The 24,584-nt window shown below is 66.0% G+C and carries 34 protein-coding genes; 24 read left to right on the forward strand and 10 right to left on the reverse strand.

Going from position 1 to position 24,584, the window contains the following annotated elements; translation table 11 throughout:
* Nucleotides 1–40: 40 nt before the first annotated feature.
* From GLR48_RS13495 to rpsF, 6 genes are all read right to left on the reverse strand, one after another.
* Nucleotides 41–1,999: a bifunctional 2',3'-cyclic-nucleotide 2'-phosphodiesterase/3'-nucleotidase gene (locus GLR48_RS13495; RefSeq protein WP_237062208.1), complete on the reverse strand. Its 1,959-nt coding sequence runs from the start codon at nt 1,997–1,999 to the stop codon at nt 41–43.
* A 131-nt stretch (nt 2,000–2,130) separates the two neighbouring features.
* A complete protein-coding gene (locus GLR48_RS13500; protein ID WP_237062209.1) occupies nt 2,131–2,640 on the reverse strand; it encodes a hypothetical protein in 510 nt (169 codons plus the stop codon).
* 120 nt (nt 2,641–2,760) lie between these two features.
* A complete protein-coding gene (locus GLR48_RS13505; RefSeq protein WP_237062210.1) occupies nt 2,761–3,822 on the reverse strand; it encodes an SDR family oxidoreductase in 1,062 nt (353 codons plus the stop codon).
* A gap of 119 nt (nt 3,823–3,941) precedes the next feature.
* The gene (gene rplI / locus GLR48_RS13510) at nt 3,942–4,541 is read right to left on the reverse strand and encodes a 50S ribosomal protein L9 (RefSeq protein ID WP_237062211.1); all 600 of its coding nucleotides are present in this window, start codon (nt 4,539–4,541) and stop codon (nt 3,942–3,944) included.
* A gap of 12 nt (nt 4,542–4,553) precedes the next feature.
* Nucleotides 4,554–4,781: a 30S ribosomal protein S18 gene (rpsR, locus tag GLR48_RS13515; protein ID WP_237062212.1), complete on the reverse strand. Its 228-nt coding sequence runs from the start codon at nt 4,779–4,781 to the stop codon at nt 4,554–4,556.
* A 24-nt stretch (nt 4,782–4,805) separates the two neighbouring features.
* Nucleotides 4,806–5,159: a 30S ribosomal protein S6 gene (gene rpsF / locus GLR48_RS13520; protein ID WP_237062213.1), complete on the reverse strand. Its 354-nt coding sequence runs from the start codon at nt 5,157–5,159 to the stop codon at nt 4,806–4,808.
* Nucleotides 5,160–5,420: 261 nt separating this feature from the next.
* On the opposite strand from rpsF, the gene GLR48_RS13525 reads away from it, so the two are divergent.
* The 3 genes from GLR48_RS13525 to GLR48_RS13535 all read left to right on the forward strand — a co-directional run bounded on the left by GLR48_RS13525 (nt 5,421) and on the right by GLR48_RS13535 (nt 7,180).
* Nucleotides 5,421–6,002 carry a hypothetical protein gene (locus GLR48_RS13525; RefSeq protein ID WP_237062215.1) on the forward strand — a complete coding sequence of 194 codons (582 nt, stop codon included), beginning with the start codon at nt 5,421–5,423 and terminating at the stop codon, nt 6,000–6,002.
* 111 nt (nt 6,003–6,113) lie between these two features.
* On the forward strand, nt 6,114–6,692 hold the full coding sequence (locus tag GLR48_RS13530; protein ID WP_237062217.1) for a YceI family protein: 579 nt from the start codon (nt 6,114–6,116) through the stop codon (nt 6,690–6,692).
* A 143-nt stretch (nt 6,693–6,835) separates the two neighbouring features.
* A complete protein-coding gene (locus GLR48_RS13535) occupies nt 6,836–7,180 on the forward strand; it encodes a hypothetical protein (protein WP_237062219.1) in 345 nt (114 codons plus the stop codon).
* A gap of 9 nt (nt 7,181–7,189) precedes the next feature.
* On the opposite strand, the gene GLR48_RS13540 is transcribed toward GLR48_RS13535, so the two are convergent.
* Both GLR48_RS13540 and GLR48_RS13545 read right to left on the reverse strand, forming a co-directional pair.
* Nucleotides 7,190–7,423, reverse strand: a complete 234-nt coding sequence (locus GLR48_RS13540) for a hypothetical protein (protein WP_237062221.1) — start codon at nt 7,421–7,423, stop codon at nt 7,190–7,192.
* Between the two features lie 144 nt (nt 7,424–7,567).
* On the reverse strand, nt 7,568–8,764 hold the full coding sequence (locus GLR48_RS13545) for a cytochrome b/b6 domain-containing protein (protein WP_237062223.1): 1,197 nt from the start codon (nt 8,762–8,764) through the stop codon (nt 7,568–7,570).
* 139 nt (nt 8,765–8,903) lie between these two features.
* Here GLR48_RS13545 and fabD point away from each other — a divergent pair, with 139 nt between their 5' ends.
* From fabD to GLR48_RS13560, 3 genes are all read left to right on the forward strand, one after another.
* On the forward strand, nt 8,904–9,848 hold the full coding sequence (gene fabD / locus GLR48_RS13550; RefSeq protein WP_237062225.1) for an ACP S-malonyltransferase: 945 nt from the start codon (nt 8,904–8,906) through the stop codon (nt 9,846–9,848).
* Nucleotides 9,848–10,585 carry a 3-oxoacyl-[acyl-carrier-protein] reductase gene (fabG, locus tag GLR48_RS13555; protein WP_237064551.1) on the forward strand — a complete coding sequence of 246 codons (738 nt, stop codon included), beginning with the start codon at nt 9,848–9,850 and terminating at the stop codon, nt 10,583–10,585. Before fabD ends, fabG begins: the two co-directional genes overlap by 1 nt.
* 138 nt (nt 10,586–10,723) lie before the next feature.
* Nucleotides 10,724–10,957, forward strand: coding sequence for an acyl carrier protein (locus GLR48_RS13560; RefSeq protein ID WP_072855628.1), 234 nt, complete (start codon nt 10,724–10,726; stop codon nt 10,955–10,957).
* 78 nt (nt 10,958–11,035) lie between these two features.
* Here GLR48_RS13560 and GLR48_RS13565 read toward each other — a convergent pair whose 3' ends face one another.
* Both GLR48_RS13565 and GLR48_RS13570 read right to left on the reverse strand, forming a co-directional pair.
* A complete protein-coding gene (locus GLR48_RS13565; RefSeq protein ID WP_237062227.1) occupies nt 11,036–11,425 on the reverse strand; it encodes a GFA family protein in 390 nt (129 codons plus the stop codon).
* A 74-nt stretch (nt 11,426–11,499) separates the two neighbouring features.
* Entirely contained in the window at nt 11,500–11,811 is a 312-nt protein-coding gene (locus tag GLR48_RS13570) for a hypothetical protein (RefSeq protein ID WP_336886631.1), read from the reverse strand.
* Nucleotides 11,812–11,982: 171 nt separating this feature from the next.
* Here GLR48_RS13570 and fabF point away from each other — a divergent pair, with 171 nt between their 5' ends.
* From fabF to GLR48_RS13660, 18 genes are all read left to right on the forward strand, one after another.
* Nucleotides 11,983–13,245, forward strand: a complete 1,263-nt coding sequence (fabF, locus tag GLR48_RS13575; protein ID WP_237062229.1) for a beta-ketoacyl-ACP synthase II — start codon at nt 11,983–11,985, stop codon at nt 13,243–13,245.
* Nucleotides 13,245–14,408 (forward strand): endolytic transglycosylase MltG, encoded by a 1,164-nt coding sequence (gene mltG, locus GLR48_RS13580; RefSeq protein WP_237062230.1) that lies wholly within the window; start codon nt 13,245–13,247, stop codon nt 14,406–14,408. The genes fabF and mltG overlap by 1 nt, the downstream gene beginning before the upstream one ends.
* A gap of 190 nt (nt 14,409–14,598) precedes the next feature.
* Nucleotides 14,599–15,018 carry a hypothetical protein gene (locus GLR48_RS13585; RefSeq protein WP_237062231.1) on the forward strand — a complete coding sequence of 140 codons (420 nt, stop codon included), beginning with the start codon at nt 14,599–14,601 and terminating at the stop codon, nt 15,016–15,018.
* A complete protein-coding gene (locus tag GLR48_RS13590; protein ID WP_237062232.1) occupies nt 14,954–16,216 on the forward strand; it encodes a DNA-packaging protein in 1,263 nt (420 codons plus the stop codon). The genes GLR48_RS13585 and GLR48_RS13590 overlap by 65 nt, the downstream gene beginning before the upstream one ends.
* Before the next feature lie 123 nt (nt 16,217–16,339).
* On the forward strand, nt 16,340–17,515 hold the full coding sequence (locus tag GLR48_RS13595) for a phage portal protein (protein ID WP_237062233.1): 1,176 nt from the start codon (nt 16,340–16,342) through the stop codon (nt 17,513–17,515).
* Entirely contained in the window at nt 17,515–17,721 is a 207-nt protein-coding gene (locus tag GLR48_RS13600; RefSeq protein ID WP_237062234.1) for a hypothetical protein, read from the forward strand. The genes GLR48_RS13595 and GLR48_RS13600 overlap by 1 nt, the downstream gene beginning before the upstream one ends.
* Before the next feature lie 20 nt (nt 17,722–17,741).
* The gene (locus GLR48_RS13605; RefSeq protein ID WP_237062235.1) at nt 17,742–18,284 is read left to right on the forward strand and encodes an HK97 family phage prohead protease; all 543 of its coding nucleotides are present in this window, start codon (nt 17,742–17,744) and stop codon (nt 18,282–18,284) included.
* A 31-nt stretch (nt 18,285–18,315) separates the two neighbouring features.
* Nucleotides 18,316–19,500 (forward strand): phage major capsid protein, encoded by a 1,185-nt coding sequence (locus GLR48_RS13610; protein WP_237062236.1) that lies wholly within the window; start codon nt 18,316–18,318, stop codon nt 19,498–19,500.
* Between the two features lie 174 nt (nt 19,501–19,674).
* Entirely contained in the window at nt 19,675–20,274 is a 600-nt protein-coding gene (locus GLR48_RS13615) for a head-tail connector protein (protein ID WP_237062238.1), read from the forward strand.
* A complete protein-coding gene (locus GLR48_RS13620) occupies nt 20,271–20,609 on the forward strand; it encodes a head-tail adaptor protein (protein WP_237062240.1) in 339 nt (112 codons plus the stop codon). Before GLR48_RS13615 ends, GLR48_RS13620 begins: the two co-directional genes overlap by 4 nt.
* On the forward strand, nt 20,606–21,016 hold the full coding sequence (locus tag GLR48_RS13625; RefSeq protein ID WP_237062241.1) for a DUF3168 domain-containing protein: 411 nt from the start codon (nt 20,606–20,608) through the stop codon (nt 21,014–21,016). The genes GLR48_RS13620 and GLR48_RS13625 overlap by 4 nt, the downstream gene beginning before the upstream one ends.
* A 33-nt stretch (nt 21,017–21,049) precedes the next feature.
* A complete protein-coding gene (locus GLR48_RS13630) occupies nt 21,050–21,466 on the forward strand; it encodes a phage major tail protein, TP901-1 family (RefSeq protein ID WP_237062242.1) in 417 nt (138 codons plus the stop codon).
* Nucleotides 21,467–21,781 (forward strand): gene transfer agent family protein, encoded by a 315-nt coding sequence (locus GLR48_RS13635; RefSeq protein WP_237062243.1) that lies wholly within the window; start codon nt 21,467–21,469, stop codon nt 21,779–21,781.
* Entirely contained in the window at nt 21,778–21,984 is a 207-nt protein-coding gene (locus GLR48_RS13640) for a rcc01693 family protein (RefSeq protein WP_237062244.1), read from the forward strand. The genes GLR48_RS13635 and GLR48_RS13640 overlap by 4 nt, the downstream gene beginning before the upstream one ends.
* Nucleotides 21,977–22,636, forward strand: a complete 660-nt coding sequence (locus GLR48_RS13645; RefSeq protein ID WP_237062245.1) for a phage tail tape measure protein — start codon at nt 21,977–21,979, stop codon at nt 22,634–22,636. The genes GLR48_RS13640 and GLR48_RS13645 overlap by 8 nt, the downstream gene beginning before the upstream one ends.
* A gap of 12 nt (nt 22,637–22,648) precedes the next feature.
* Nucleotides 22,649–23,281: a DUF2460 domain-containing protein gene (locus GLR48_RS13650; protein WP_237062246.1), complete on the forward strand. Its 633-nt coding sequence runs from the start codon at nt 22,649–22,651 to the stop codon at nt 23,279–23,281.
* Entirely contained in the window at nt 23,278–24,159 is an 882-nt protein-coding gene (locus GLR48_RS13655; protein ID WP_237062247.1) for a DUF2163 domain-containing protein, read from the forward strand. Before GLR48_RS13650 ends, GLR48_RS13655 begins: the two co-directional genes overlap by 4 nt.
* On the forward strand, nt 24,156–24,584 hold the full coding sequence (locus GLR48_RS13660) for an NlpC/P60 family protein (RefSeq protein WP_237062249.1): 429 nt from the start codon (nt 24,156–24,158) through the stop codon (nt 24,582–24,584). Before GLR48_RS13655 ends, GLR48_RS13660 begins: the two co-directional genes overlap by 4 nt.

Consider the following 24,584-nt stretch of genomic DNA (forward strand, 5'->3'; position numbering starts at 1 on the left):
TTGTGAGGGGGGGCGCTTTGGCGAGCGCCCCCGGTGATCGTTACAGGATCATGCGGTAGACGGCGAAGCCTTCGGGTGTCTCGCCTGCGGGTTCCAGTGTCACGCTTTCGATGGTTTCGGCGTATTGCGCAGCGTTCGGGCCCGTTTCGAACAGGGCCGTGGTGCCGGGCATCGGCTTGAACGACCAGTTGGCGTCGGCGTTGGGGCTGATCGTGCCTTCCTCCACGATATAGCGCACGAGGACGTCGCGGTTGGTGTCCGGCCCTTCGAAGACGATGGTCGTGCCGTCGGCGCCCGGGAAGGTGCCGCCGCCACCGGCGCGGTAGTTGTTGGTGGCCACGATGAACTCTGCCGCGGGGTCGATGGGCTGGCCGTCGAACTTCAGGTCGGTGATGCGATTGGCTTCTGCCGCCACGACATTGCCGTCGCCGTCGTATTTCGACGGCTGGGACAGGTCGATCTGGTAGGTCACGCCGTCGATCACGTCGAAGTTGTAGCTGGGGAAGTCGGGGTTCAGCAGGGGGGCGTCCTGTGCGCCGGCGTCGATCTGGTTGAACATGCCGGCAGAGCGTTCCAGCCAGTCCTTGACCTGTGCGCCAGTGATCTTCACCGCGCGCACGGTGTTGGGGTAAAGGTAGAGGTCGGCCACGTTCTTGATCGCCACGTCGCCTTTGGGGACGTCGGTGTAGTAGTCCGGGCCGCCACGACCACCCGCCTTGAAGGGGGCGGCGGCAGAGAGGACCGGAAGCGCTTCGTTTTCAGTGCCTTGCATCATCTGCTTGATGTACCAGGTCTGGGCGTTGGACACGATCTGGACGGAAGGATCGTCGGCCACCAGCGCGAAGTAGCTGTAAAGCGGCGCGTCGGTCTGGCCCACGGCGCGGCGGACGTAATCCAGCGTGGCGTCGTGTTCGGTCTGGGCAGCGGCCAGCACGGTCGGGTCGCTTTCCACGAGGGCGGTGATGCTCTTGTCTTCGTTCCGCTCCGAAATCGGGCGCGCTTCGGAGCTGTGGCCGACGATGCGCCATTCGTTGCCGTCGCGTTCCAGCATCAGGTCGATCAGGCCCATGTGGCTGCCCCAGAAACCGCCCATCACGGCGGGTTTGCCCATCAGGGTGCCTTTGTCGAGATCGACTCCGGCGAAGCCTTCGTAGGTGGAGGAGGGGAAGACGAGGTGGCTGTGGCCGGTCATCACGGCGTCGATACCCTCGACCCCGGCGAGCGGGACGGAGGCGTTTTCCATCATGTCCTCGGCCGTGGCCGCGCCGATGCCGGAGTGGGACAGGGCGATGATGATCTGCGCGCCTTCCTCTTTCATCTGGGGGACGTAGGCCTGCGCAGTGGCGACGATGTCGCGGGTCTGGACGCGGCCTTCGAGGTGCTGGCGGTCCCAGTTCATGATCTGCGGCGGCACGAAGCCGATCAGGCCGATCTTGATGGGATGTTTTTCGCCAGCGCCGTCAGTGAGTTCGCGGTCGATGATGATGTAGGGCGGGATCAGCGTCTCGTCCTCGGTCGGGGTGGCGCCCATGGTTTTCACCACGTTGGCGCTGACGACTGGGTAGTTGGCACCGGCGAGGGACTTGGTCAGGAAGTCGAGGCCGTAGTTGAATTCGTGGTTGCCGAGCGTGGAAGCATCGAAGCCGAGAGTGTTCATCGCGGCGATGACGGGGTGCATGTCGCCGTCCTTCATGCCGCGTTCGTAGGCGATGTAGTCGCCCATCGGGTTGCCTTGCAGGAAGTCGCCGTTGTCGAGCAGCAGGGAGTTCGTCGATTCGGCGCGGGTGTTCGCGATGATCGTGGCGGTGCGGGCGAGGCCCACGGTGTCGACGGGTTTGTCCGCGTAGTAGTCGTAGGGAAAGACGTGGACGTGCAGGTCGGTCGTTTCCATCAGGCGCAGGTGGACCTGATTCGCCTGCGCGCGGGCCGAGAACGGGTGCAGCGCGATGAAACCGGCGGTGGAGGCCAGAAAGGAGCGACGGGACAGGGTGAAGGCCATGCGGGCATCTCTTGCTTTGGGTGTGATGCGGGCAGTTTGGGGGGGATTCGCGACGGTGTCACGACACGCGGGTCGAAACGCGCCGGAATTGGCCGAAAATCGAAACTGTGCTGTGAAACGGGGCGGTGTGGCTAGTGGCGGGTGTCGGTCTGTGACGCATGGGTCTGGCCCGGCAGATCGGCGGTCGTGTTTTGCGTGGCTCGCGTAAAGCGGAGCAGAAAGGGGGACAGGTCCTGTGCCAAGGCGATCGCGGGATAGGCGGCCTGACCGGTGATGAGGATGGCGGAGAAGAGCATCGCTTCCTCCCGGTCGCCGGTGGTTGCGGCTGCGAGCATGTTGGCGAAGGCGCATTCATCGCCGCCGAAGCATGGACAGGGGACGCCGTGGCGCATCAGGGGCCTGCGGGCGCAGGAGAGCGTCAGGTGCATCAGATCGTCGAAGAGGCCGGTGGCGGTGGCAGCGTCATCCTGCCCCAGCGCCAGTGCCAGATCGGCCGCCATCCGCTGACGATTGTCCCCGCCGTCGCACCACATGCGCAGGAACATGATGGCAATCGCCTCGAGCCGGGGGAGTTCGTCCATCTGACCGACGGGTGCGGCACCGCGGGATGCGGGAACGGTGGGGTCTGGCAAGACGGTCATCGGTCGATCCTTTGGCATGAGTTGCCTATAGATAAACCTTACTATTTTGGTCGGGTTCGTCAATCCGCATTTTGCGAGGTGCCGATGGTCCGGTCGCCGTTCCGCGACCGGACCTGGAGATCACGATCCGCGGTAGTCGTCGCCGCCAAACCTGCGGGGGATCGCGGCGCGCGTGTTCTTTGGCGGCAGGCGGCGGTTGCGTGCAGCGCGCGACCCCGCCAGACCGGCTGCGACACCGGCGGCGAGCGCCAGCAGGGGCAGGCCGAAGAAGACGCCCTTGCGGGCGCGGTCGGCGTCCACGATCACGCCGCTGTCGGAGGCGCGGTCGCCGTAGGACCCGGACGCGCTGGTGGGGTAATCGACGGGCTCGAAGAGGTTGCCGGTCTGCACGCCGGGGGCCGGGCGGTCGGACTTCTGCCCACTGATGCCGTCGCGGGACATGCGGTTGTCGAGGTAGTTCGGGATCAGGAATTGACCGAAGACGAGTTTCAGCACCGAGTTGCCGACGAAGAGTTCGCGGGCGTTGGTGTCGATGGCGCGCAGGACGGCGTCGGCGGCGACTTGGGGCGTATAGACGGGCGGGGCCGGTTGCGGCTGTTGGGCCAGACGGCTGCTATCCCAGTCGAACTGCGGCGTGTTCATCGCGGGCAATTGGATCAGGGACAGGTGGATCGGCGAATCCTCTGCGATCAGTTCGGAGCGGACCGAGGAGGTGAAGCCGTTGATCGCGTGCTTGGCCGCGCAATAGGCCGATTGCAGCGGGACAGAGCGGTAGGCGAGGCCGGAGCCGATGTTGACGATATTGCCACGGATCATGTGGCGCAGGGCGGCGCGCGTGCCGTTGACCTGACCCATCAGGGTGGTGCGGATAATCCGCTCGAAATCGGCGGCGGGCGTGTCCTTGAAGGCGGAGAAGCTGGTGGCCATGGCGCAGTTGACCCAGACGCTGGGGCGCCCTAGGCGGTTGACGAGGTGGTCGGCAGCGGCGTCGAGCTGCGCGCTGTCGCCGGCATCGGCGCTGTAGGTCGCGACGCCGATCCGTTCTAGTTCGTCGAGGCGCATGCGGCCGCGGGCGACGACGCCGACGGCATAGCCGCGGTTCCGCAGGGCGTCGACGGTCGCGCGGCCGACGCCGGCGCTGCCACCGATGACGATGGCGACCTTGTTTTCATATGAGGGCATGGTGAGACTCCTTTGGCAGTCAATGCCGCAGGTGTCGGTTTTGTTCATTCGGCGGCGCCGGAAACGCAAAAGGCCGCCCCCGGAGGAGCGGCCTTTCGTATCGGTCTAAGCGGTCAAGCTCAGGCTTCGTCGGAGCGGCGCTGTTGTGCGTCGTCGTCGTTGCCGGCGGCACCGAGATCGTCGAACAGTTCCTGGATCTCGAACTCGGCTGCGGCTTCTTCTTCCGCGGCCAGTTCCTGGATCGACTTGCCGGCGGCCTGAAGCTCTGCTTCTTCCTTGGAGCGGGCGACGTTCAGAGTGATCGTCGCTTCGACTTCGGGGTGCAGGTTCAGGCTGACGTCGTGCAGGCCCAGTTCCTTGATCGGGCCACGCAGGACCACGTTGTTGCGGTCGATGGTGTAGCCATCGGCTGCTGCCGCCTCTGCCACGTCACGCGGTGTGACGGAGCCGTAGAGCGAGCCTGCGTCGGAGGCGGAACGAATCACGACGAAGGTTGCGCCGTCGATCTTTTCGGCCTCGGCCTTGGCGGCGTCGCGGGTTTCCGCGTTGCGGGCTTCAAGGGCGGATTTCTCGGCCTCGAAGCGGGCGAGGTTGGCGGCGTTGACGCGCAGTGCCTTGCCTTGCGGCAGCAGGAAGTTGCGGGCGTAACCCTCTTTCACAGAGACGACTTCGCCCATCTGACCCAGCTTGGCCACACGTTCCAGAAGAATGATTTGCATGGTGTTTGCTCCTTACTTCACAGCGTAGGGCAGCAGGGCCAGGAACCGTGCGCGCTTGATCGCCTGGGCGAGCTTGCGCTGGTTCTTGGAGCCGACGGCGGTGATACGGGCGGGCACGATCTTGCCACGTTCAGAGACGTAGCGCTGCAGGGTGCGGGTGTCCTTGTAGTCGATCGCGGGGGCATTTTCACCCTCGAACGGATCGGACTTACGACGGCGGAAAAACGGTTTGGTTGCCATGATTTACGGTCCTTTCCTGATCTATCAGCGGCGCTCGCGACGGGTGTCGCGTTCATCGCGTTTCTGCATCTGCACGGAGGGCAGTTCGGCGTGGGCGTCGACCTTGATGGTCAGGACGCGCATCACGTCTTCATGCAGGCGCATCAGGCGTTCCATTTCCTGCACGGCCGCGGCGGGCGCGTCCGAACGCAGGAAGGCATAGTGGCCCTTGCGATTCTTGTTGATCTTGTAGGCCATCGTCTTGACGCCCCAGTATTCACTGTCGACCAGCTTGCCGTCGTTGTCGGCCAGCACGGTGCCGAAGTGTTCGATCAGCGCTTCGGCCTGCGTGTTGGACAAGTCCTGACGCGCGATCATCACATGCTCGTAAAGCGGCATGGCATTCCTTTTCATATGTTCGACGCATTTCATAGGGAGGGGATCATGAGGCTTCCGCACCCCACCCACGAGAGACTGCGCAGTTATCGTCATCACGGAAGTTGGCCGCTTATACACAGGTGCGGGTGGCGCGCAACCCACGGCGTGGGGGCGGGTGCGGCATCCGGGACTGCTTTACAATGCCTTAACCATGCCCGGATTTTGCCATGGTTGATGGGTCTGATGACAGGAACACGCGTTGCTGCAGGAGAGCTTATCATCATGACCGATTTTCCGGATACGGCAGGCAAGGCACATGTCGTGCCCGGGCGCGCCGAACGCGTCAGGTCGAAAGCGGTCGGCTACCGGCTGGACGAGGCCTATTGGGGCTACAGGATCGTGCCGGTGAACGCGCAGCAGATTAGGCTGATCGTGCAGCAGGTGCTGGCCTTGATCGCGGGGGCGGTCTGCGTCGCCGCCGGCATCGCGCTGGCGGTCATGGGCGGCGGGGCGGACATGATCCTGCGGCTGCCGGTCATCGTTGTCGCGCTGTGCATTGCGGGTATCATGATGTGGTACGCCAGTCGGGGCACGCAGGTGCAGATCGAGATCGACATTTTGCAGGCCGAGGTACGTGCGGTCGTGGCCAACCGGACCGGTGCCACGACGGTCATGGCGCGTTACGGCTTTGACAGTATCGGCAGCGTGTTCATCGCACGGCCTGAGGTCGGCCTGCCGACGCTGACCCTGCGGTATCGCAATACGGCGCGGCAACTGGCCGTGGCCAGCGGGACAGAGGCGGACCTTGCCCGCCTGCGCGACCGGATGGGCCGCGACCTGATCCTGAACCGCGCGGCCGCCTGAGGCGGCCCGCACGGGGGCGCGAACAGAAACTGTTCAAATTTGTCGGGTTGCGGGATCGGGGGGCGGGCCTCACATCGGGGTCAAGACAAACCCTTACCGGAGACGCCACCCATGAAGTCCCTTCTGACCACCGCGACCGTTCTTGGCCTGCTGGCCGCCCCCGCCTTTGCCGCCCCCGAAGCCTATACGCTGGACCCGAGCCACAGCCAGATCGTGTTCGATTACAGCCACCTGGGCTTTTCGACCGGGACGGGCATGTTTTCGGGTTTCGAGGGCGAGATCCAGTTCGATCAGGAAGACCCCGCCAATTCCAGCGTGACCGTGTCGTTCCCGGTGCGCAGCATGCTGACCGGTTGGGAAGCGCGGTTCGAGCACTTCATGAGCCCCGACTTCTTCAACGCCACTGACGACACCAAGATGGTGACGTTCCAGTCCACGGCGATCGAGGTCACCGGTGAGGATACCGCGCTGATCACGGGCGACCTGAGCATGAACGGTGTCACCAAGTCCGTCGTGCTGGACGCCAAGCTGAACCAGGTCGGCGATCACCCGATGGAGGGCAAGCCCTGGGCCGGGTTCGACGCGACGACCACGCTGCTGCGGTCCGATTACAACGTCGGCATGTTCGCGCCCTACGTCAGCGACGAAGTGCAGGTCCACATCTCGATCGAGGCGATGAAAGCCCAGTAAGCCGGGCTACGATTGCAGAAGGGGCCGCGCCGGGAGAATTCCCGGCGCGGCCCTTTTGTTTACCCGATCTGCGGACTTGTTGCGATATCACAGGTTAATTGCGATACAGTAGGGGCTGCCCATCGCGGGCAGGTCAGCGAGGCATGGGTTTGGAGCGTGACGACGCATATGTGCTGACCGCGGAATACGCGCTTGGGCTGATGGCCGAAGACGAACGGCAGCGCTTTGCGCGCCAGCTGCTGGACGACCGCGCGTTGCAGGCGGATCTGGCGTTCTGGCAGGAGCGTTTCACCGCGTTGATGCCGGAGGATCCGGTGACGCCACCGGCGCACATCATGACGAATTTGCGGGCAGAACTGTTCGGCGACGATCAGACCAGTCTGATTCAGGACATCCTGCATCCGAAGAACCGCGCGACCGTGGTCGCTGTCGGCACGGCGAAGATCGCATTGATCGTGGCGGTGATCTGGTTGCTGTTCGGTCGCTGACGGTCGCCCCTAGGGTGTCGTCCACCCGTCGCGGGGTGCGATGGGGCGGGCCTGCGACAGGGCGTGACCCAGATAAATCACCAGCGATACGGCTGTGACAAGAGTGGCTGCGAATATGGCCGTGATCGGCCCGAGGTCGCCCTGCAGTCCGTCGGCGGCCAGCACCGTCGCTGCGGCGGCCAGCGGGATGTGGGCCAGTACGAAACAGACGGCCTGAACCCGGCGGATGGACATAGCGGTCATGGGCGGTTCACTTTTGCTGTGAGGCGGGCGGCACGGGCGCGCCACGATGTGCCCGCAGTAAAACCAAAAGTTGTGCCGCAGCGCAACCGCCCCCGGATCATATCCTTGTCGGGGGCGGTCATGCCATGGCTTTTGGTCTGCCGTTCACTGGCCGCGCGTGGCGGTCAGGTCAACGGTCACGACCACGTCGAAGCCGAGGTTGGTTTCATCGCCCATCGTCTGGCCGACGTTGTAGGTCATGCGGTTCACCGTCGTCTGGCCGCGCATCGTCGCCGTGTCGCCGTCCAGCGTCAGGGTGAAGGGCAGGGTCAGTGGTGCGGTTTCCCCCTTCATCGTGAGGGTGCCGTCGGCGACGTAGCCGTCCGCCGTTTTCGTGATCGGTGCTGTGAAGGTTGCGGTAGGGAACTGTTCGACGTTGAAGAAGTCCGCGCCCATCGCCTGATCGGTCACCGACCCGAGGGTCAGAGAGCCGATGGAGACAGTGACCTCGACCGTGCCGGCGTCCGTTTCAGCCTCGGGATCGAAGGTGATCGCGGCGGTCCAGTCGGCAAAGGACCCTTCGACGGTCTTGCCGAACTGTTTGACGGTGATGCCCAGCGTGCCGTCCTGCACCGCCCAGTCGGAGGCAACCTGATCGAGGGTGGCGGTTTCGCGCGTTTCGTCCTCTTCGCCCGACAGGGCCACGGCAACGCCGGCACCGATCAGGACGATCAGCGCGGCGAGGATGGGTGCTGCGGCGGGGGTGCGGTGATAGCCCGTGTCGGGCGTTTCGGTCCGGCCGAACCACATGCGCCGCAGGGTGGCGTCGCGGTCGACGAACTGATGCTTCAGCGCGCCTGCGATATGCAGGATCAGCGCGCCGATCATTACCTTGCCGAAGACCCAGTGCAGGCTGCCGAAGAGGTGGGCCACGCCCTCGTCCTTGGGCACGAAGGGCAGGGACTGGCCGAAGGGCCACCAGATCGGCGCAAAGCCGGTGGTGGCGGCGTGGTCGATCCAGCCGGTCAGGGGCGTGATGACGAGGGCACTGTAGAGCAGCCAGTGGACGGTTTCGGCCAGCAGCGTCTCGACCCGGCGTTCGGGGTGAAGGGCGCCCGGCTTGGCATGGCCCAGCGCCCAGAGGATGCGCAGCAAGGCCACGAAGAAGACGGCGACGCCCAGTGTCTTGTGCAGCGAGAAGAGCTGCGCCTTTTGCGCGAGCTGTTCGTTGGTCTCGTAGGGCAGGTCGGAGGCGATCAGGCCCAGCGGGATGATCGTGAGGATCAGGGCGGCGGTCAGCCAGTGGAAGACCTTGGTGACGGTGCCATAGGTCGTGGGGCTGTCGGTGGTGGCGTGGGTCATGGTGCGTCCTCTATGGGCTGACGCCAGAGGTAGCGCAGGGCAGTGGCCTGCACAATTCGCACGGGCGCAGAGGCATTGTGCGGCGGGGCGGGGCAGGCTAGACCCTTGCCCGACAACGCAGATACCTGGAGGTAAATCCATGCGGGCATTCGTATTTCCCGGGCAGGGCGCGCAGGCGATCGGCATGGGCCGTGATCTGGCCGAGGCCTATCCCGCCGCACGGGCCGTGTTCGAGGAGGTCGACGAGGCGCTGGGAGAGGCGCTGTCAGCGCTGATCTTCGACGGCAACATCGAAACCCTGACCCTGACGCGCAACGCGCAGCCGGCGCTGATGGCCGCGTCGCTGGCCGCGATGCGCGCGCTGGAGGCGGAGGGGATCGCGGTGACGGACGTGGATTTCGTGGCCGGGCATTCTCTGGGTGAATACAGTGCGCTGGCCGCCGCAGGGGCGCTTGGCGTGGCCGATTGCGCGCGGCTGCTGCGGTTGCGCGGTGACGCGATGCAGGCGGCGGTGCCGCAGGGTGTGGGCGCGATGGCCGCGATCCTCGGGCTGGATGCGGCAACCGTGGAACGGATCGCGGCAGAGGCGGCAGAGGGCGAAGTCTGTCAGCTGGCCAACGAGAACGACCCCGCGCAGAACGTGATTTCGGGCCATGTGGCGGCGGTTGAACGTGCCGCCGTGCTGGCCAAGGCGGCGGGGGCCAAGCGGGCGCTGATGCTGCCGGTCTCCGCTCCGTTCCATTGCGCCCTGATGCAGCCCGCTGCTGACGCGATGCGGGACGCGCTGGAGAATGTGGCGATGCAGGCGCCCGTGGTGCCGCTGGTGGCGAACGTCACGGCGCTGCCGGTGACGGACCCGGACACGATCCGCGCGCAGCTGGTGGCGCAGGTCGCGGGGCGGGTCCGCTGGGCGTCGTCCGTCGACTGGATGGTGCAGCAGGGTGTCACCCAATTCATCGAAGTGGGCGCCGGCAAGGCGCTGTCGGGCATGATCCGCAGGATCGCCAAGGACGCGGCCACGCTGAATGTCGGCACCGCCATGGAAGCACAGGTGGCAGCCGCCGCCATCAAGGGAGACGCATGATGTTCGATCTGACGGGAAAGACGGCGCTGATCACCGGCGCATCGGGTGGAATTGGTGGGGCCATCGCCACGGCGCTGCACAGCGCGGGGGCCACGGTCGGCCTGTCCGGCACACGGGTGGAGCCGCTGGAGGCACTGGCTGCGGAGTTGGGCGAGCGTACTTTCGTGCTGCCATGTAACCTGAGCGATGCGGAGGCCGTGACGGCCCTGCCGAAGCAGGCGGTCGAAGCGATGGGCAGTCTGGATATTCTGGTGAACAACGCGGGCATCACCAAGGACAACATCTTTATGCGGATGTCGGACGAGGAATGGGCGAGCGTGCTGGAGGTCAACCTGACCAGCACCATGCGCCTGTGCAAGGGTGCCATCCGCGGCATGATGAAGGCCCGCTGGGGCCGCATCATCAACATCACCAGCATCGTGGGGGCCACGGGCAATCCGGGGCAGGCGAACTATGCCGCCTCCAAGGCCGGGGTCGTGGGAATGAGCAAGTCGATCGCCTATGAGGTCGCGAGCCGCGGCATCACGGTGAACTGCGTCGCACCCGGCTTCATCGCCACCGCGATGACCGACAAGCTGAACGACGACCAGAAGGGGGCCATTCTGGGCCAGATCCCCGCCGGTCGCATGGGCGAGGCGGACGAGATCGCGGCTGCGGTGCTTTATCTTTCCAGCAAGGAAGCGGCCTATGTCACCGGTGCGACCTTGCATGTGAATGGCGGAATGGCCATGCTTTGACAGAGGCCTGACAGCGGTCGAGTGAAAGCGTTTGCGCCTGCTCAAATCTCTGTTATAGGCCACGCAGCAACGGACGGGCCCTCTTTCGGGTCGTTCAACAACTGGGTTCAGGCCCATCAGGAACGTGAGGAATTGTTCATGAGCGAAGTCGAAGATCGCGTACGCAAGATCGTTGTGGAGCATCTTGGTGTGGAAGAGGACAAAGTCGTCGAAAGCGCGTCGTTCATCGACGACCTCGGCGCTGACAGCCTTGACACCGTGGAACTGGTCATGGCCTTCGAGGAAGAGTTCGGGATCGAGATCCCCGACGATGCCGCCGAAACCATCCAGACCTTCGGCGACGCCGTGAAGTTCATCAAGGGCGCGCTGTAAGCGCAGTCCTAACCGGCGGCATTGTCGCCACAAGATTTGAAACGGCCCTCGCGATTGCGGGGGCCGTTTTCGTTTGGATCAGGTGGCGGCGTAGGCGGCCATCAGCGCGGGATGGTCGGACGGAGATGGGACGCCGTCGAATCTATGGTGTGCCGGGGTAGTGGCCCAAGGACGTTTTTCGACGAACATCGTTTCGATGAAGGGTGAGAACCATGTCGTGTCATCGAACAGGGTCGGGCGGACATTGACGACATCGTCCATGCCGCTGATCCGCGTGAACATCCACGTCAGGCAGTCGGGGCAAAAGCGGTGGTCCAGCATGTCGCCCTTGAGGCCGCCGCGCACCGTCTCTCTGGTCACGTCAAGGCCGGGGGTCGGCACCATCGCGGTCAGTGAATAGGCGCTGCCGGTGATCTTTTGGCAGCCGGTGCAGTGGCAGGCGGCCGTCATGATCGGGGGCTGGGTCATGGTAAGCTTGACCGCGCCGCAGCGGCAGGTTCCGGTCAGGGAAGATCTGGTGCAGGCCTGTCATGTCCTTTGATTTAGGTTCGGCCCGGCAGGGTGACGATCAGCGGGCCGCGGCCGATCCCGCCGATGGGCTTGCTTGCGCCGACCTGTGCGATGCCGAGTTCCATCGCGCGCTTGCCGTCGCGGCAGAGTTTGTGCTGGGCGGCGGTGACCTGCCCCATGCAGAAGGTGGCATCCGCGCGGTCCAGCAGGGTGCGGCCGATGGCGTCGAGCTCTCGGGTCGTCATGCCAACCTCCATCGCTTTTGCCATGGCGTGCATGGTGTTGGCGACGATGCGGCCGATGATCTTGAGGTGGTCGAGGTCGTCGGCGTGGGTGATGGTCATGGATATGTCCCGGCGTTGCCATATGGGCGGTCGGGTCACCCTAGGCTTGCCGTCTGGGTGCCCGCAAGACGGCGGGTCCGTGTCGTCACGGGGCGGAATATGCCACGGCTCTTGCTCCTGCGCGCAACCCTGCGGTATCAGGGCCGAAATGACGTGTTGAGGGGACGAAAGATGCGCCGTGTTGTCGTAACGGGACTGGGACTTGTCACGCCGCTGGCTGACGGGGTCGAGGCGAGCTGGTCGCGCATTCTGGCGGGTCAGTCGGGGGCCGGCCCGATCAAGGGGTTCGACACCACCGGGCTGGTCACCAATTATGCCTGCGAGGTGCCCTTGGGTGACGGCAGCGACGGCACCTTCAACGCCGACACCTACATGGAGCCGAAAGAACAGCGCAAGGTCGACACCTTCATCCTGTTCGGGATGGCGGCGGCCCAGCAGGCCGTCGAAGACAGTGGCTGGATGCCGACGGAGCGCGAAGATCAGGAGCGCACGGGGGTTTTGATCGGGTCCGGCATCGGCGGCTTGAATTCCATCGCCAATACCGCCGTGATGATGGAAGAGAAGGGGCCGCGCCGCGTGTCGCCGTTCTTTGTGCCCGGTGCGCTGATCAACTTGATCTCTGGCCAGGTGTCGATCCGGTACGGGTTCCGGGGGCCGAACCATTCGGTCGTCACCGCGTGTTCGACGGGGGCCCATGCGATCGGCGACGCGAGCCGCCTGATCCAGCACGGCGATGCGGAGGTGATGATTGCGGGCGGGGCCGAGGCTGCGATCTGCAAGATCGGCATTGCGGGTTTCAACGCCTGCAAGGCGCTGTCGACGAAATATGCCGACGATCCGAGCAAGGCGAGCCGGCCTTGGGATACGGACCGCGACGGGTTCGTCATGGGTGAGGGTGCCGGGATTGTGGTGCTGGAGGAATACGAGCACGCCAAGGCGCGGGGCGCCAAGATCTATGCCGAGGTGCTGGGGTATGGTCTGTCCGGTGACGCCTATCACATCACCGCACCGCCGCCCGATCACGAGGGCGCGGAGCGTGCGATGCGCGCGGCGTGCCGCAATGCGGGGATCACACCGCAGGATATCGATTATGTGAACGCGCATGGCACCTCGACCATGGCGGATACCATCGAGCTGGGGGCTGTCGAGCGGATGGTCGGGCCGGAGGCTGCGGCGAAGCTGACGATGTCGTCGACCAAGTCGATGACCGGGCACTTGCTGGGGGCTGCGGGGGCGATCGAGGCGATCTTCAGCATCCTTGCGATCCGGGATCAGGTGGCGCCACCGACGATCAACCTTGAAAACGTCGATTGCGAGACGGCCGTGGATCTGTGCGCGGATGGCAAGCGGGAACGGCGGATCGATATCGCGCTGTCGAACTCTTTCGGCTTTGGCGGAACGAACGCCAGTCTGGTGCTGGGGAAACTGCGCTGATGTGGCGACATATCGCGTCCAACGGGATCACCTTCCTGATCGTGACCCTGTTCCTGCTGGCCGGCGTGATCGTCTGGGGGACGCAGGCCTACAGGGCGCCGGGGCCGCTTGCTGCGGGCATCTGCCTGCAGGTGGCACCGGGGTCGAACATGCGGCGCGTCAGCGAGCAGCTGGCGGAGCAGGATGCCGTGAGCTCTGGTGCGATCTTTCGCATGGGTGCGGATTATTCGGACAAGTCGGGCAACCTGAAGGCGGGCAGCTTTCTGGTGCCCGAAGGTGCGTCCATGGCGCAGATCGTCGATCTGGTGACCAGCAGCGGGCAAAGCACCTGCGGGACGGAAGTGGTCTACCGCGTCGGTGTGCGCCGCAATCTGGTGCAGGTGCGTGAACTGGACCCGGCGACTGGCGCCTATGCCGAGGTGGCGGAATTCGATCCGGACGTCGATGCGGCACCGGCGGAATATGACCGGGTGAAGGCCGAAGGCGATACGCGGTTTCGCATGGCCGTGGCCGAGGGTGTGACCAGCTGGCAGGTCGCCAACGCGCTGCGCGAGGTCGATATTCTGGAAGGTGCCATTGCGGAAACGCCGCCCGAGGGGACACTGGCGCCTGACAGCTATGAATTCACGCCCGGCACGGATCGTGGCAGCATCATTGCGCGGATGACGGCGGCGCAAAGCCAGATCCTGGCGGACGCCTGGGCCGCGCGGGCCGAAGGCCTGCCGGTCAAGTCGCCTGAGGAAGCGCTGGTGTTGGCCTCGCTGGTCGAGAAGGAGACCGGCGTGCCGACGGAGCGGCGTCAGGTGGCGAGCGTTTTCGTCAACCGGCTGGAACGGGGGATGCGTCTGCAGACGGACCCTGCGGTGATCTACGGCGTGACCAAGGGCGAAGGTATTCTGAACCGGGGCCTGCGGCGCAGCGAACTGGATGCGCCGACGCCGTGGAACACCTATGTCATTCCGGGCTTGCCGCCGACGCCCATCGCGAACCCGGGGCGCGCGAGCATCGAGGCGGCGCTGAACCCGGACAGCACGGACTACGTCTTTTTCGTCGCGGACGGCAGCGGCGGTCATGCGTTCGCCACCAATCTGGATGACCACAACCGCAACGTGGCAGCCTGGCGCGCGATCGAGGCGCAGCAGGCGACGACCGGCAACAACTGATACTGCGGTGCCGTTAGGGATCCCTTAACGGCACCGCGCGCTCAAACCCATGTAAAGCTTGATTTTTTCATCGTGTCTGCTATGCAGGTCGCGAGCTGGAGGAATGGCTTTGCCCGATCCGTCCCCGACTGCGGGATCGGTTACGCCATTCTCTCGACTGTCACGGATCACAACGGACAGGCGCGATTTCATGACAGATCCAGACGACCCCGGCCCCATGGGGCGGGCGCAGGCGCTTGCGCGGGTGCGCGAGCTGAAAGGCTTTTACGCGGCGCTGAAGGCCGCTTTCCTGACCCAGTTGCAGCAGATCGGAACGGCGGCGGAACCGTCGTCGAAGACGCATGTCGCGTGGCTTGCGGACCTGCAGGCGATCCACGTTCATCTTTTGAAAGCCGAGGACAGTTTCATTGAGAAATTCGGGCAAGGCACGGACGACGCCGACATCGACCATGACGCCCTGCGCGTTGAGATCGGGCGCACGCTTGATCGCATCCGCGACACCTGCGGTGCAGGCGGCGTTTCTGGCGGGGCTGACGGACCGGCAGGTGAGGGCCCTGCCGTATCTGTTCGGGTTCTGGGCGCTGCCGCATCAGACGCCGCCGACGGGTGAGTGGCGATCCTGGGTGATCCTGGGCGGGCGCGGTGCGGGCAAGACCCGCGCCGGGGCCGAATGGGTGCGCAGCATGGTCGAAGGACCGGTGCCGCGTGCCAAGGGGCGCGCCCGGCGGGTCGGCATCATCGGCGAGACCTACGATCAGGCGCGCGAGGTCATGGTGTTCGGCGACAGCGGGATCATGGCCTGCGTCCCGGCGGACCGGCGGCCTGCGTGGATTGCGGGGCGCAAGGCGCTGGTCTGGCCCAACGGGGCGGAGGCGCGGCTTTATTCCGCATTCGACCCCGAGGCGTTGCGCGGGCCGCAGTTCGATGCGGTCTGGGCGGACGAACTGGCGAAGTGGAAGCAGGGGCAGAAGACATGGGACATGGTGGAGTTCTGTCTGCGTCTGGGGCGCGATCCGCGGGCCTGCGTCACGACGACTCCGCGTAACGTGCCGGTGCTGCGCGACATGCTGGAACGGGGCAGCACGGTGATAACCCACGCTGCAACCTATGACAACGCGGCCAATCTGGCGCCCGCGTTTCTGGAGGAGGTGCGGCGGCGCTTTGGCGGCACGCGGCAGGGGCGGCAGGAGCTGGACGGGGTGATGTTGTCGGATGCGCCGGGGGCGCTGTGGACGGGCGCGCTGCTGTCTGATGCGCTGGTGACGGCGGTGCCGGATCTGGACCGGATCGTCGTGGCGGTCGATCCGCCGACGACGGGGCACAAGGGGTCGGATGCCTGCGGAATCGTCGTGGCCGGCGTCGTGATGCAGGGGCCGCCGCAGGCGTGGCGCGCCTATGTGCTGGAGGATGCGACGGTGCAGGCGGCCTCACCGCTCGACTGGGCGACGGCGGCGGTGGCGGCGCTGCGGCGGCACAACGGCGACCGGCTGGTGGCCGAGGTCAATCAGGGGGGCGACATGGTCGAGGCCATCGTGCGGCAGGTCGATCCCTTGGTGCCTTATCGCAAGGTGACGGCCACGAAGGGCAAGGTCGCGCGGGCCGAGCCTGTGGCGGCGCTTTATGAGCAGGGGCGGGTCAGGCATGTGCATGGGCTGGCGACGCTGGAGGACCAGATGTGCCTGATGACGACGGGCGGGTTTGCGGGCACCGGGTCGCCGGACCGGGTCGATGCGCTGGTCTGGGCCTTGCACGACCTGATGATCGCACCGGCGCAGGGGTGGCAGGCACCCCGGATGCGCAGCCTTTAGGCTGTTGCGTCCCGTCCCCGCCGGTCGCGCGGTGGGGACGGGAAACGGTAACGACTGGTCCATAATGGTGGCTTCATCAGACGACACGGCCCACGGGGCGGCGGCAGGACCAAGGAGCGAGCGATGTTTGAATTCTTCGGCAAGGGCGGTGCGCAGGGCAAGGCGGTGCCAGAGACCAAGGCCTCTGCCGCCGGTCCGCTGGTTGTCATCGCGAGCCACGGTCGCGCGGCCTGGGGGGCGCGGGACACGGCGTCGCTGACGCGGTCAGGGTTCATCGCGAACCCGATCGGGTTTCGCGCGGTCAAGCTGATCGCCGAGGCCGCAAGCGCGCTGCCGCTGATCGTGCAGGACCGGGTACAGCGCTTTGACACGCACCCGGTGCAGGAACTGCTGGCGCGGCCCAACGGCGCGCAGGGCACGGCAGAGCTGCTGGAAGCTTTGTATGGGCAGTTGCTGTTGAGCGGCGATGCTTACCTTGAAGGTGTGGCCAACGAGGGTCTGCCGGTCGAGATGCATGTGCTGCGGTCGGACCGGATGCGGCTGATCCCCGGTGCGGACGGCTGGCCTGCGGCCTATGAATACACGGTCGGCGGGCGCAAGCATCGGTTCGATGTGGTGGGCGAGGTCAGCCCCGTCTGCCATATCAAGAGCTTTCATCCGCAGGACGATCACTACGGTTTCAGCCCGATGCAGGCGGCGGCGAACGCAGTCGATGTGCACAATGCGGCGAGTGCCTGGTCGAAGGCGCTGCTGGACAATGCGGCACGGCCCTCCGGCGCGATCGTCTATCGCGGGACGGACGGGCAGAGCCAGTTGAGCAACGACCAGTACAACCGTCTGGTGGACGAGATGGAGAGCCAGCATCAGGGCGCGCGCAATGCGGGGCGGCCGATGCTGCTGGAAGGCGGCCTCGACTGGAAGCCGATGGGGTTTTCGCCGTCCGACATGGAGTTTCAGCAGACCAAGGAGGCGGCGGCGCGCGAGATCGCGATTGCCTTTGGCGTGCCGCCGATGCTGCTGGGGATCCCGGGGGATGCCACCTATGCGAATTACCAAGAGGCGAACCGGGCATTCTACCGGCTGACGGTGCTGCCGCTGGCCACACGCGTCACCAGTGCGATCGCCGACTGGCTCTCGGATTTCACCGGCGAGCGGCTGGATATCCGGCCCGACCTGGATCAGGTCGCCGCCCTGTCGAGCGAGCGTGACAGCCAATGGCGGCGCGTGTCGGAGGCGACGTTCCTGACGGACGGGGAAAAGCGGTGCCTGCTGGGGCTGCCGGTGCAGGAGGTGGAGTGATGCGCGACAGGATTGTCTCTCTCAAGGTCGCGCCGCGTGTCGATCCGCCGCCCAATGCCGCCGATATCTGGCAGGGCCAAATCAACCTGCGCCTGTCGGGCATCGAGCGGCTGATGCGCCGGCTGGAGTGGCAGGTCTGGGCGCTGGTCTGCGGGGCCACCGGTTTGCTGGTTCTTGAAATGCTGCGCCATCTGGCGGGGCGCTGACGCGACTTGAAAGGAATACCATGACGTTGGAACACAAGTTCTGTCAGCCGGACACGGCGCTGACCGTGACGGACGGGACCGAAATCTCTGGATACGCGTCCCTGTTCGATCTGAAGGATCAGGGCGGCGACCGGGTCGGGCGCGGGGCCTATGCGGCGTCACTGGCCGCGCTGACGGCCAAGGGCCGCACGGTCAAGATGCTGTGGCAGCACGATCCGACCCAGCCGATCGGCGTCTGGGACGAGGTGCGCGAGGATGCGCGGGGCCTGTGGGTCAAGGGGCGCATCCTGATGGATGTGGCCAAGGGCCGCGAGGCCGCCGCCCTGATCGGCGCGGGTGCCATTGACGGATTGTCCATCGGTTACCGCACGGTGCGGGCCACGAAGGACGACAAGGGCGGACGCCTCTTGTCAGAGCTGGAGCTGTGGGAGGTGTCGCTGGTGACCTTCCCCATGCTTCCCGATGCGCGGGTTGCGGCCAAGGCCGAGGACCCGGGCGACACTGCGTTGCGCGATCTGGCGGCGGTGTTCACCGACGCGACGGTCGCGCTGCGCCAGGGCTGATCGCAGCCGAACCAACCCCGAGAGGACCACGATGTCTAAACCCGAGACGGTGTCTCGGACCGGAGAAGCCTTGTCTTCTCCGGCCGAGGAGCTGCGGACCGCGATCAGCGGGTTCGTCAGCGAATTCAAGGATTTCTCCACCGGCATTACTGCCACTTTGCAAAGACAGGACGACCGCATGAACAAGCTGGACCGCAAGACGATGATGATGAACCGCCCCGCGCTGGCGATGGCGGCCGAGACCGAGGCACCGCACCAGAAGGCCTTTGCCGCCTACCTGCGGTCCGGTGACGACGACGGCCTGCGCGGCCTTGCGCTGGAGGGCAAGGGGCTGTCGACGGTGGTGTCCGGCGACGGCGGCTATCTGGTCGACCCGCAGACCGCCGACACGATCAAGTCGACGCTGAGCACGACGGCCAGCATCCGCGCGATTGCCAACGTGGTGAACGTTGATGCCACGTCCTACGACGTGCTGGTCGATCACACCGAGATGGGTGCCGGCTGGGCGACCGAGACGGCGTCCCTGACCGAGACCGATACGCCGGTCATCGACCGCATCACCATCCCGCTGCACGAGCTGTCGGCGCTGCCCAAGGCCAGCCAGCGTCTGCTGGACGACAGCGCCTTTGATATCGAGGGCTGGCTGGCGCAGCGCATCGCCGACAAGTTCGCCCGCAGCGAGGCCGCGGCCTTTGTCAAAGGTGACGGCATCGATAAGCCCAAAGGCATCCTGTCCTATCCGACCGTCGATAACGGTGTCTGGGCCTGGGGCAATATCGGTTACGTGCCGACCGGTGTCGCGGGCGAGTTGGGCGAGACCGATGCGATGATCGACCTCGTATATGCGCTGGGTGCGGAATATCGCGCGGGGGCCGTCTTCGTGATGAACAGCCGCACCGCCGGGTCCGTGCGCAAGCTGAAGGATGCGGACGGGCGGTTCCTGTGGTCCGACGGTCTGGCCTCTGGCGAGCCGGCGCGTCTGCTGGGCTATCCGGTACTGGTGGCCGAGGACATGCCCGATGCGGCTGCCGGTGCGACGCCGATCGCCTTCGGTGACTTCGGTGCGGGATACACCGTGGCCGAGCGTCCCGACCTGCGCGTGCTGCGCGATCCGTTCAGCGCCAAGCCGCACGTCCTGTTCTATGCCACCAAGCGCGTCGGCGGTGCGGTCAGTGATTTTGCGGCGATCAAGCTGCTGAAGTTCAGCGTCGCCTGATCCCGATCCGCGCCGCAGGCCTGGGGAGGCTTTCGCGGCGCGGAAATCCGGGTGCGTTGCCACACGGCAAGGTCCGCGTTGTCCAGCTGCTCATTTCCGTCCGAGCAATGCGGGCAGGCGGCGCGCCCGGACCCTGATCCACCCACCATGCCACAGGATTTGCGGAGAATTTCCATGATGTTAGTCGAATTGAGCAGCGTGCCGCCCGCAGCGCTGGCCGTGGCGGGGTTCAAGGACCATCTGCGGCTGGGGTCGGGGTTCGCCGATGACGGGTTGCAGGACGAGACGCTGGAGGCCTTTCTGCGTGCAGCGCTGGCGTCGATCGAGGCGCGCACCGGCAAGGTGCTGCTGGAGCGGGAGTTCCGCTGGTCGGTGACGGCGTGGCGCGCGCGGGACCGGCAGGCACTGCCGTTGGCACCGGTCAGCGCGATTGCGGCGATGGTGCAGGTGGATCGCAACGGGACACGGGTGCCCGTGACCGCCTCGCGCTATACGTTGGAGCCGGATCAACAACGGCCCGCCGTCGTGGCCTTTGGCACCAGTTTGCCCAGCGTGCCGCGCGGCGGTCGCATCGAGATCGACCTTCTGGCGGGCTACGGTCCCGAATGGTCTGACCTGCCCGCCGATCTGGCGCAGGCGGTGATGCTGCTGGCGGCGCATTTCTATGAATTCCGCAGCGACTCGGCGCTGCACGGGGCGTCGATGCCGTTCAGCGTGACCGCGCTGATCGAACGCTACCGCACGGTGCGTCTGTTCATGGGGGGCCGGTCATGACCCTGCCGCTGCTGAACCGCAAGCTGGTGCTTGAGACGGCGGTGCGCACGCCCGACAGGGCCGGAGGTTATGGCATCGCCTGGCGGCCGCTGGGCACGCTTTGGGCCGAGATCAAGGCGGGGTCAGGGACCGCGCGGGGTGCCAATGGGCTGGAGCTGAGCCGGGTGCCGCTGCGGATCACCGTGCGCGCGGCCCCTGTGGGGTCCGAGGCGCGTCCTGCGGCGGGGCAGCGGTTCCGCGAGGGCGCGCGCGTCTATGCAATCCTTGCCGTGACAGAGCGTGACACGCTGGCACGTTTCCTGACGTGCCACGCCGAAGAGGAGGTGGTGGCATGAGCTATGCGATGTCGCAGGCGTTGCAGGTCGCCGTCTTTACGCGGTTGAGCGAGGACGCGGGCCTCACGGATCTGGTGGGGATGGCGGTCTTTGACGCGTTGCCGCCGGGCGATGTGCCGCAGCTGTACGTGGCGCTGGGGTCCGAGAAGGCGCGTGATGTGTCCGACGCCGACGGCTGCGGAGCGATCCACGACTTCACGATCTCGGTCGTCACGGATCTGGCGGGTTTTGCCATGGCGAAGCGCGCGGCCGCGGCGGTCTGTGATGCGCTGCTGGCGGAACCGCTGATGCTGGGGCGCGGGCGGGTGCTGGGGTTCCGCTTTTTCAAGGCGGAGGCCGCGCGGGTCGGCACCGGTGATACGCGCCGGATCGACCTGATTTTCCGGGCCCGTCTGTCGGACGACTGACGCACGCCTTTCTTCAATCCAAGGAGCAATGACATGGCAGCACAGAGTGGCAAGGACCTTTTGGTCAAGGTGGACATGACCGGCGACGGTCTGTTCGAAAGCGCGGCGGGCCTGCGGGCGACGCGCATCAGTTTCAACGCGGAAAGCGTCGATGTGACCAGTCTGGAGAGTGCGGGCGGCTGGCGCGAGCTGCTGGGCGGGGCCGGTGTGAAGACGGCGAGCATCTCCGGCTCGGGCATCTTTCGCGATGCGGTGACGGACGAGCGGATGCGGCAGGTGTTCTTTGACGGCGAGACGCCGGATTTTCAGGTCATCATCCCCGACTTCGGCACGGTGACGGGGCCGTTCCAGATCTCCTCCATCGAATACGCGGGCACCTTCGATGGCGAGGCGACCTATGAGCTGTCGCTGAACTCTGCGGGCGCCATCAGCTTTGTCGCGGCGATCTAGATGGTGAACCCGCTGGCAGGAGAGGTCCGCGTGACCGTCGACGGCGTGCCGCACGTGGCCAAGCTGACGCTGGGCGCGCTGGCGGAACTGGAGGCGGCGCTCGAGGAAGGATCGCTGGTCGATCTGGTCGAGCGGTTCGAGTCCGGGCGCTATCGCGGACGCGACGTGCTGGCGCTGCTGGTGGCTGGGCTGCGCGGCGGGGGATGGCGCGGCAGTGCGGCGGATCTGCTGAGCGCGGATCTGGCGGGCGGACCGGTCGATGCGGCGCGGGTGGCAGCAGAGTTGCTGGCCCGCGCCTTTACCCCGCCGCAATGACCGGGGCGCTGGACTGGGCCGGGCTGATGCGGGCGGGTCTGCACGGTCTGCGGCTGACGCCTGATCAGTTCTGGCGGCTGACGCCGGCGGAGCTGGCGCTGATGTTGGGGCAGGGGGCGCAGGCGCGGCCCCTTGGGCGGGCCGCGCTGGATGACTTGATGACGGCGTATCCTGACGCCGCGAAAGGAGCCTTGGATGAATGAAATGGATCAGATCGACAGCCTCGATGTTACCACGGCGGCGCTGGAGCGGACGCTGGGCGATACTGCCGCGATGGCCGCATCCTTTGATGCCACCCTGCGCGGCATGCAGGGCACGCTGGGCGAGACGACTCGCGATCTGGGCAATCTGGAGCGCGGGTTTTCCGGCGGGCTGCGGCGCGCCTTCGACGGGCTGATCTTTGACGGCCGGTCGCTGTCGGACACGTTGGGGTCAGTGGCCAAGTCGATGATCAACACCGCCTATGCGGCGGCGATCAACCCGGTGATGAAACAGGCGGGGTCGCTGCTGGCGGACGGGATCAACGCGGCGGTGTCGGGGGCGATGCCTTTTGCCAATGGTGCACCCTTCAGCCAGGGGCGCGTGATGCCCTTTGCCAAGGGCGGTGTGGTCAGCAGCCCCACGTCCTTCGGGATGCGCGGCGGCACCGGCCTGATGGGCGAGGCCGGGCCGGAGGCGATCATGCCGCTGGCGCGCGGGGCCGATGGGCGGCTGGGCGTGCGCGGTGGCGGCGCGCAGACCGTCAACGTCACGATGCACGTCAGCACGCCGGATGTGCAGGGCTTTCAGCGCAGCCAGAGCCAGATCGCGGCCCAGATGGGTCGCGTGCTGGGGCGCGGACAACGGAACCGGTAGGGGATCAGCACCATGGCCTTTCACGACATTCGCTTTCCGGCGAACCTGAGCTTTGGCGCGACCGGCGGGCCGGAGCGGCGCACCGAGATCGTTACGCTGGCGAACGGGTATGAAGAGCGCAACACGCCGTGGCAGCACTCGCGCCGGCGGTTCGATGCGGGCGTGGGCCTGCGGTCGCTGGATGACATCGCGCAGCTGATCGCCTTCTTCGAGGCGCGGCAGGGCCAGTTGCACGGGTTCCGCTGGAAGGACTGGGGGGACTACAAGTCCTGCGCGCCGTCCAAGACCCCCGACATGCTGGATCAGTTGATCGCCATCGGGGACGAGGTGACGACGGTCCTGCCGCTGGTAAAGCGCTATGAAAGCGGCGGACAGAGTTACCTGCGGCCGATATCAAAGCCGGTGCCGGGCACGCTGCGCATCGCGATCGGCGGTGTCGAGACGCAGGAAAGCATCGACTGGACAGTGGACACGACGACCGGGCTGGTCACCTTCGGCCATGCGCCCGATCTGGGGGCAGAGGTGCGCGCGGGGTTCGAGTTCGACATTCCCGTGCGGTTCGACACCGACCGGATCGAGACCTCCGTCTCCAGCTTTCAGGCCGGGCAGGCGCCCAGCGTGCCGGTGGTCGAGGTGCGGATATGACCGCCGCGGGGCTGTTCGCGCATCTGGGGACCGGCGCCACGCATGTCTGCCAGTGCTGGTCGATCACCCGCAGCGATGGCGTGACCTTCGGGTTCACGGACCATGACCGCCCGCTTGCCTTCGAGGGGATCACCTTTCTGGCGGACTCTGGGCTGAGCGCGCGGGCGCTGGGCTTGAGTTCCGGCCTTGCGGTCGACAACTCCGAGGCGGTGGGGTTGTTGCAATCGGATGTGATTGCCGAGGCGGATATCGCGGCGGGGCGTTATGACGGGGCAGAGGTCCGCAACTGGCTGGTGCGCTGGGACAGCGTGGGCCAGCGGCAGTTGCGGTTCCGCGGCACGATCGGAGAGATCACCCGGCAGGCGGGGCAGTTTCAGGTGGAACTGCGGGGCCTGACGGATGCGCTGAACCAGCCGTCGGGGCGCACCTATCTGCGCAGCTGTTCTGCCGTGTTGGGCGATGCGGCCTGCGGGGTCGATACGGACGATCCGGCCTTTGCCGCGACCTTGCCGGTGCTGGATCAGCGCGGAGCCGGGGAGTTCGTCGTAGCCGATACCGGTTATAACGACCGCTGGTTCGAGCAGGGCATGCTGGAGGTCGTGTCTGGCAACGCCAAGGGGCTGACGGCCACGATCAAGCATGATCGGCTGGAGAATGGCCGCCACCGGATCATCCTGTGGCAGGCGCTGCGCGCGGCTGTGCGCACCGGCGATCGGGTGAAGCTGATCGCGGGCTGCGACAAGCGGGCCGAGACCTGCCGGCTGAAGTTCGCCAACCTCGTGAACTTTCGCGGCTTTCCCGACATGCCCGGCGACGACTGGATGATCAGCGTGCCGCGCAGCGATGACGCGGGCAACGGCGGGAGCTCGGTGCGATGAACGCCGTCGTGGCGGAGGCGCGCCAATGGCTTGGGACGCCTTATGTGCATCAGGCCTCTGTCCGGGGGGCGGGGTGCGATTGTCTGGGGCTGGTCCGGGGAATCTGGCGCGCGTTGCACGGGGCAGAGCCGCAGGTGATGCCGCGTTACACGCCTGACTGGGACGAACCGCAGGGGGCGGAGGTGCTGTGGGCTGCGGCCCGCCGGCATTTGCGACCCGTGGACGACCAAGTGATGGCGCCGGGTCAGGTGCTGCTGTTTCGCATGCGCGAGGACGCGGTGGCCAAGCATCTGGGTGTGGTGGCGGCGGTCGGGGCGCATCCGCGTTTCATCCACGCCTATACGCGGCACGGTGTGCTGGAAAGCCCGCTGTCGGACCCCTGGGTGCGCCGGATCGCGGCGCGTTTTGAATTTGAGAGAGGATAA

Source organism: Loktanella sp. M215 (genome assembly GCF_021735925.1).
In the GTDB taxonomy this organism is placed as follows: Bacteria; Pseudomonadota; Alphaproteobacteria; order Rhodobacterales; family Rhodobacteraceae; genus Loktanella.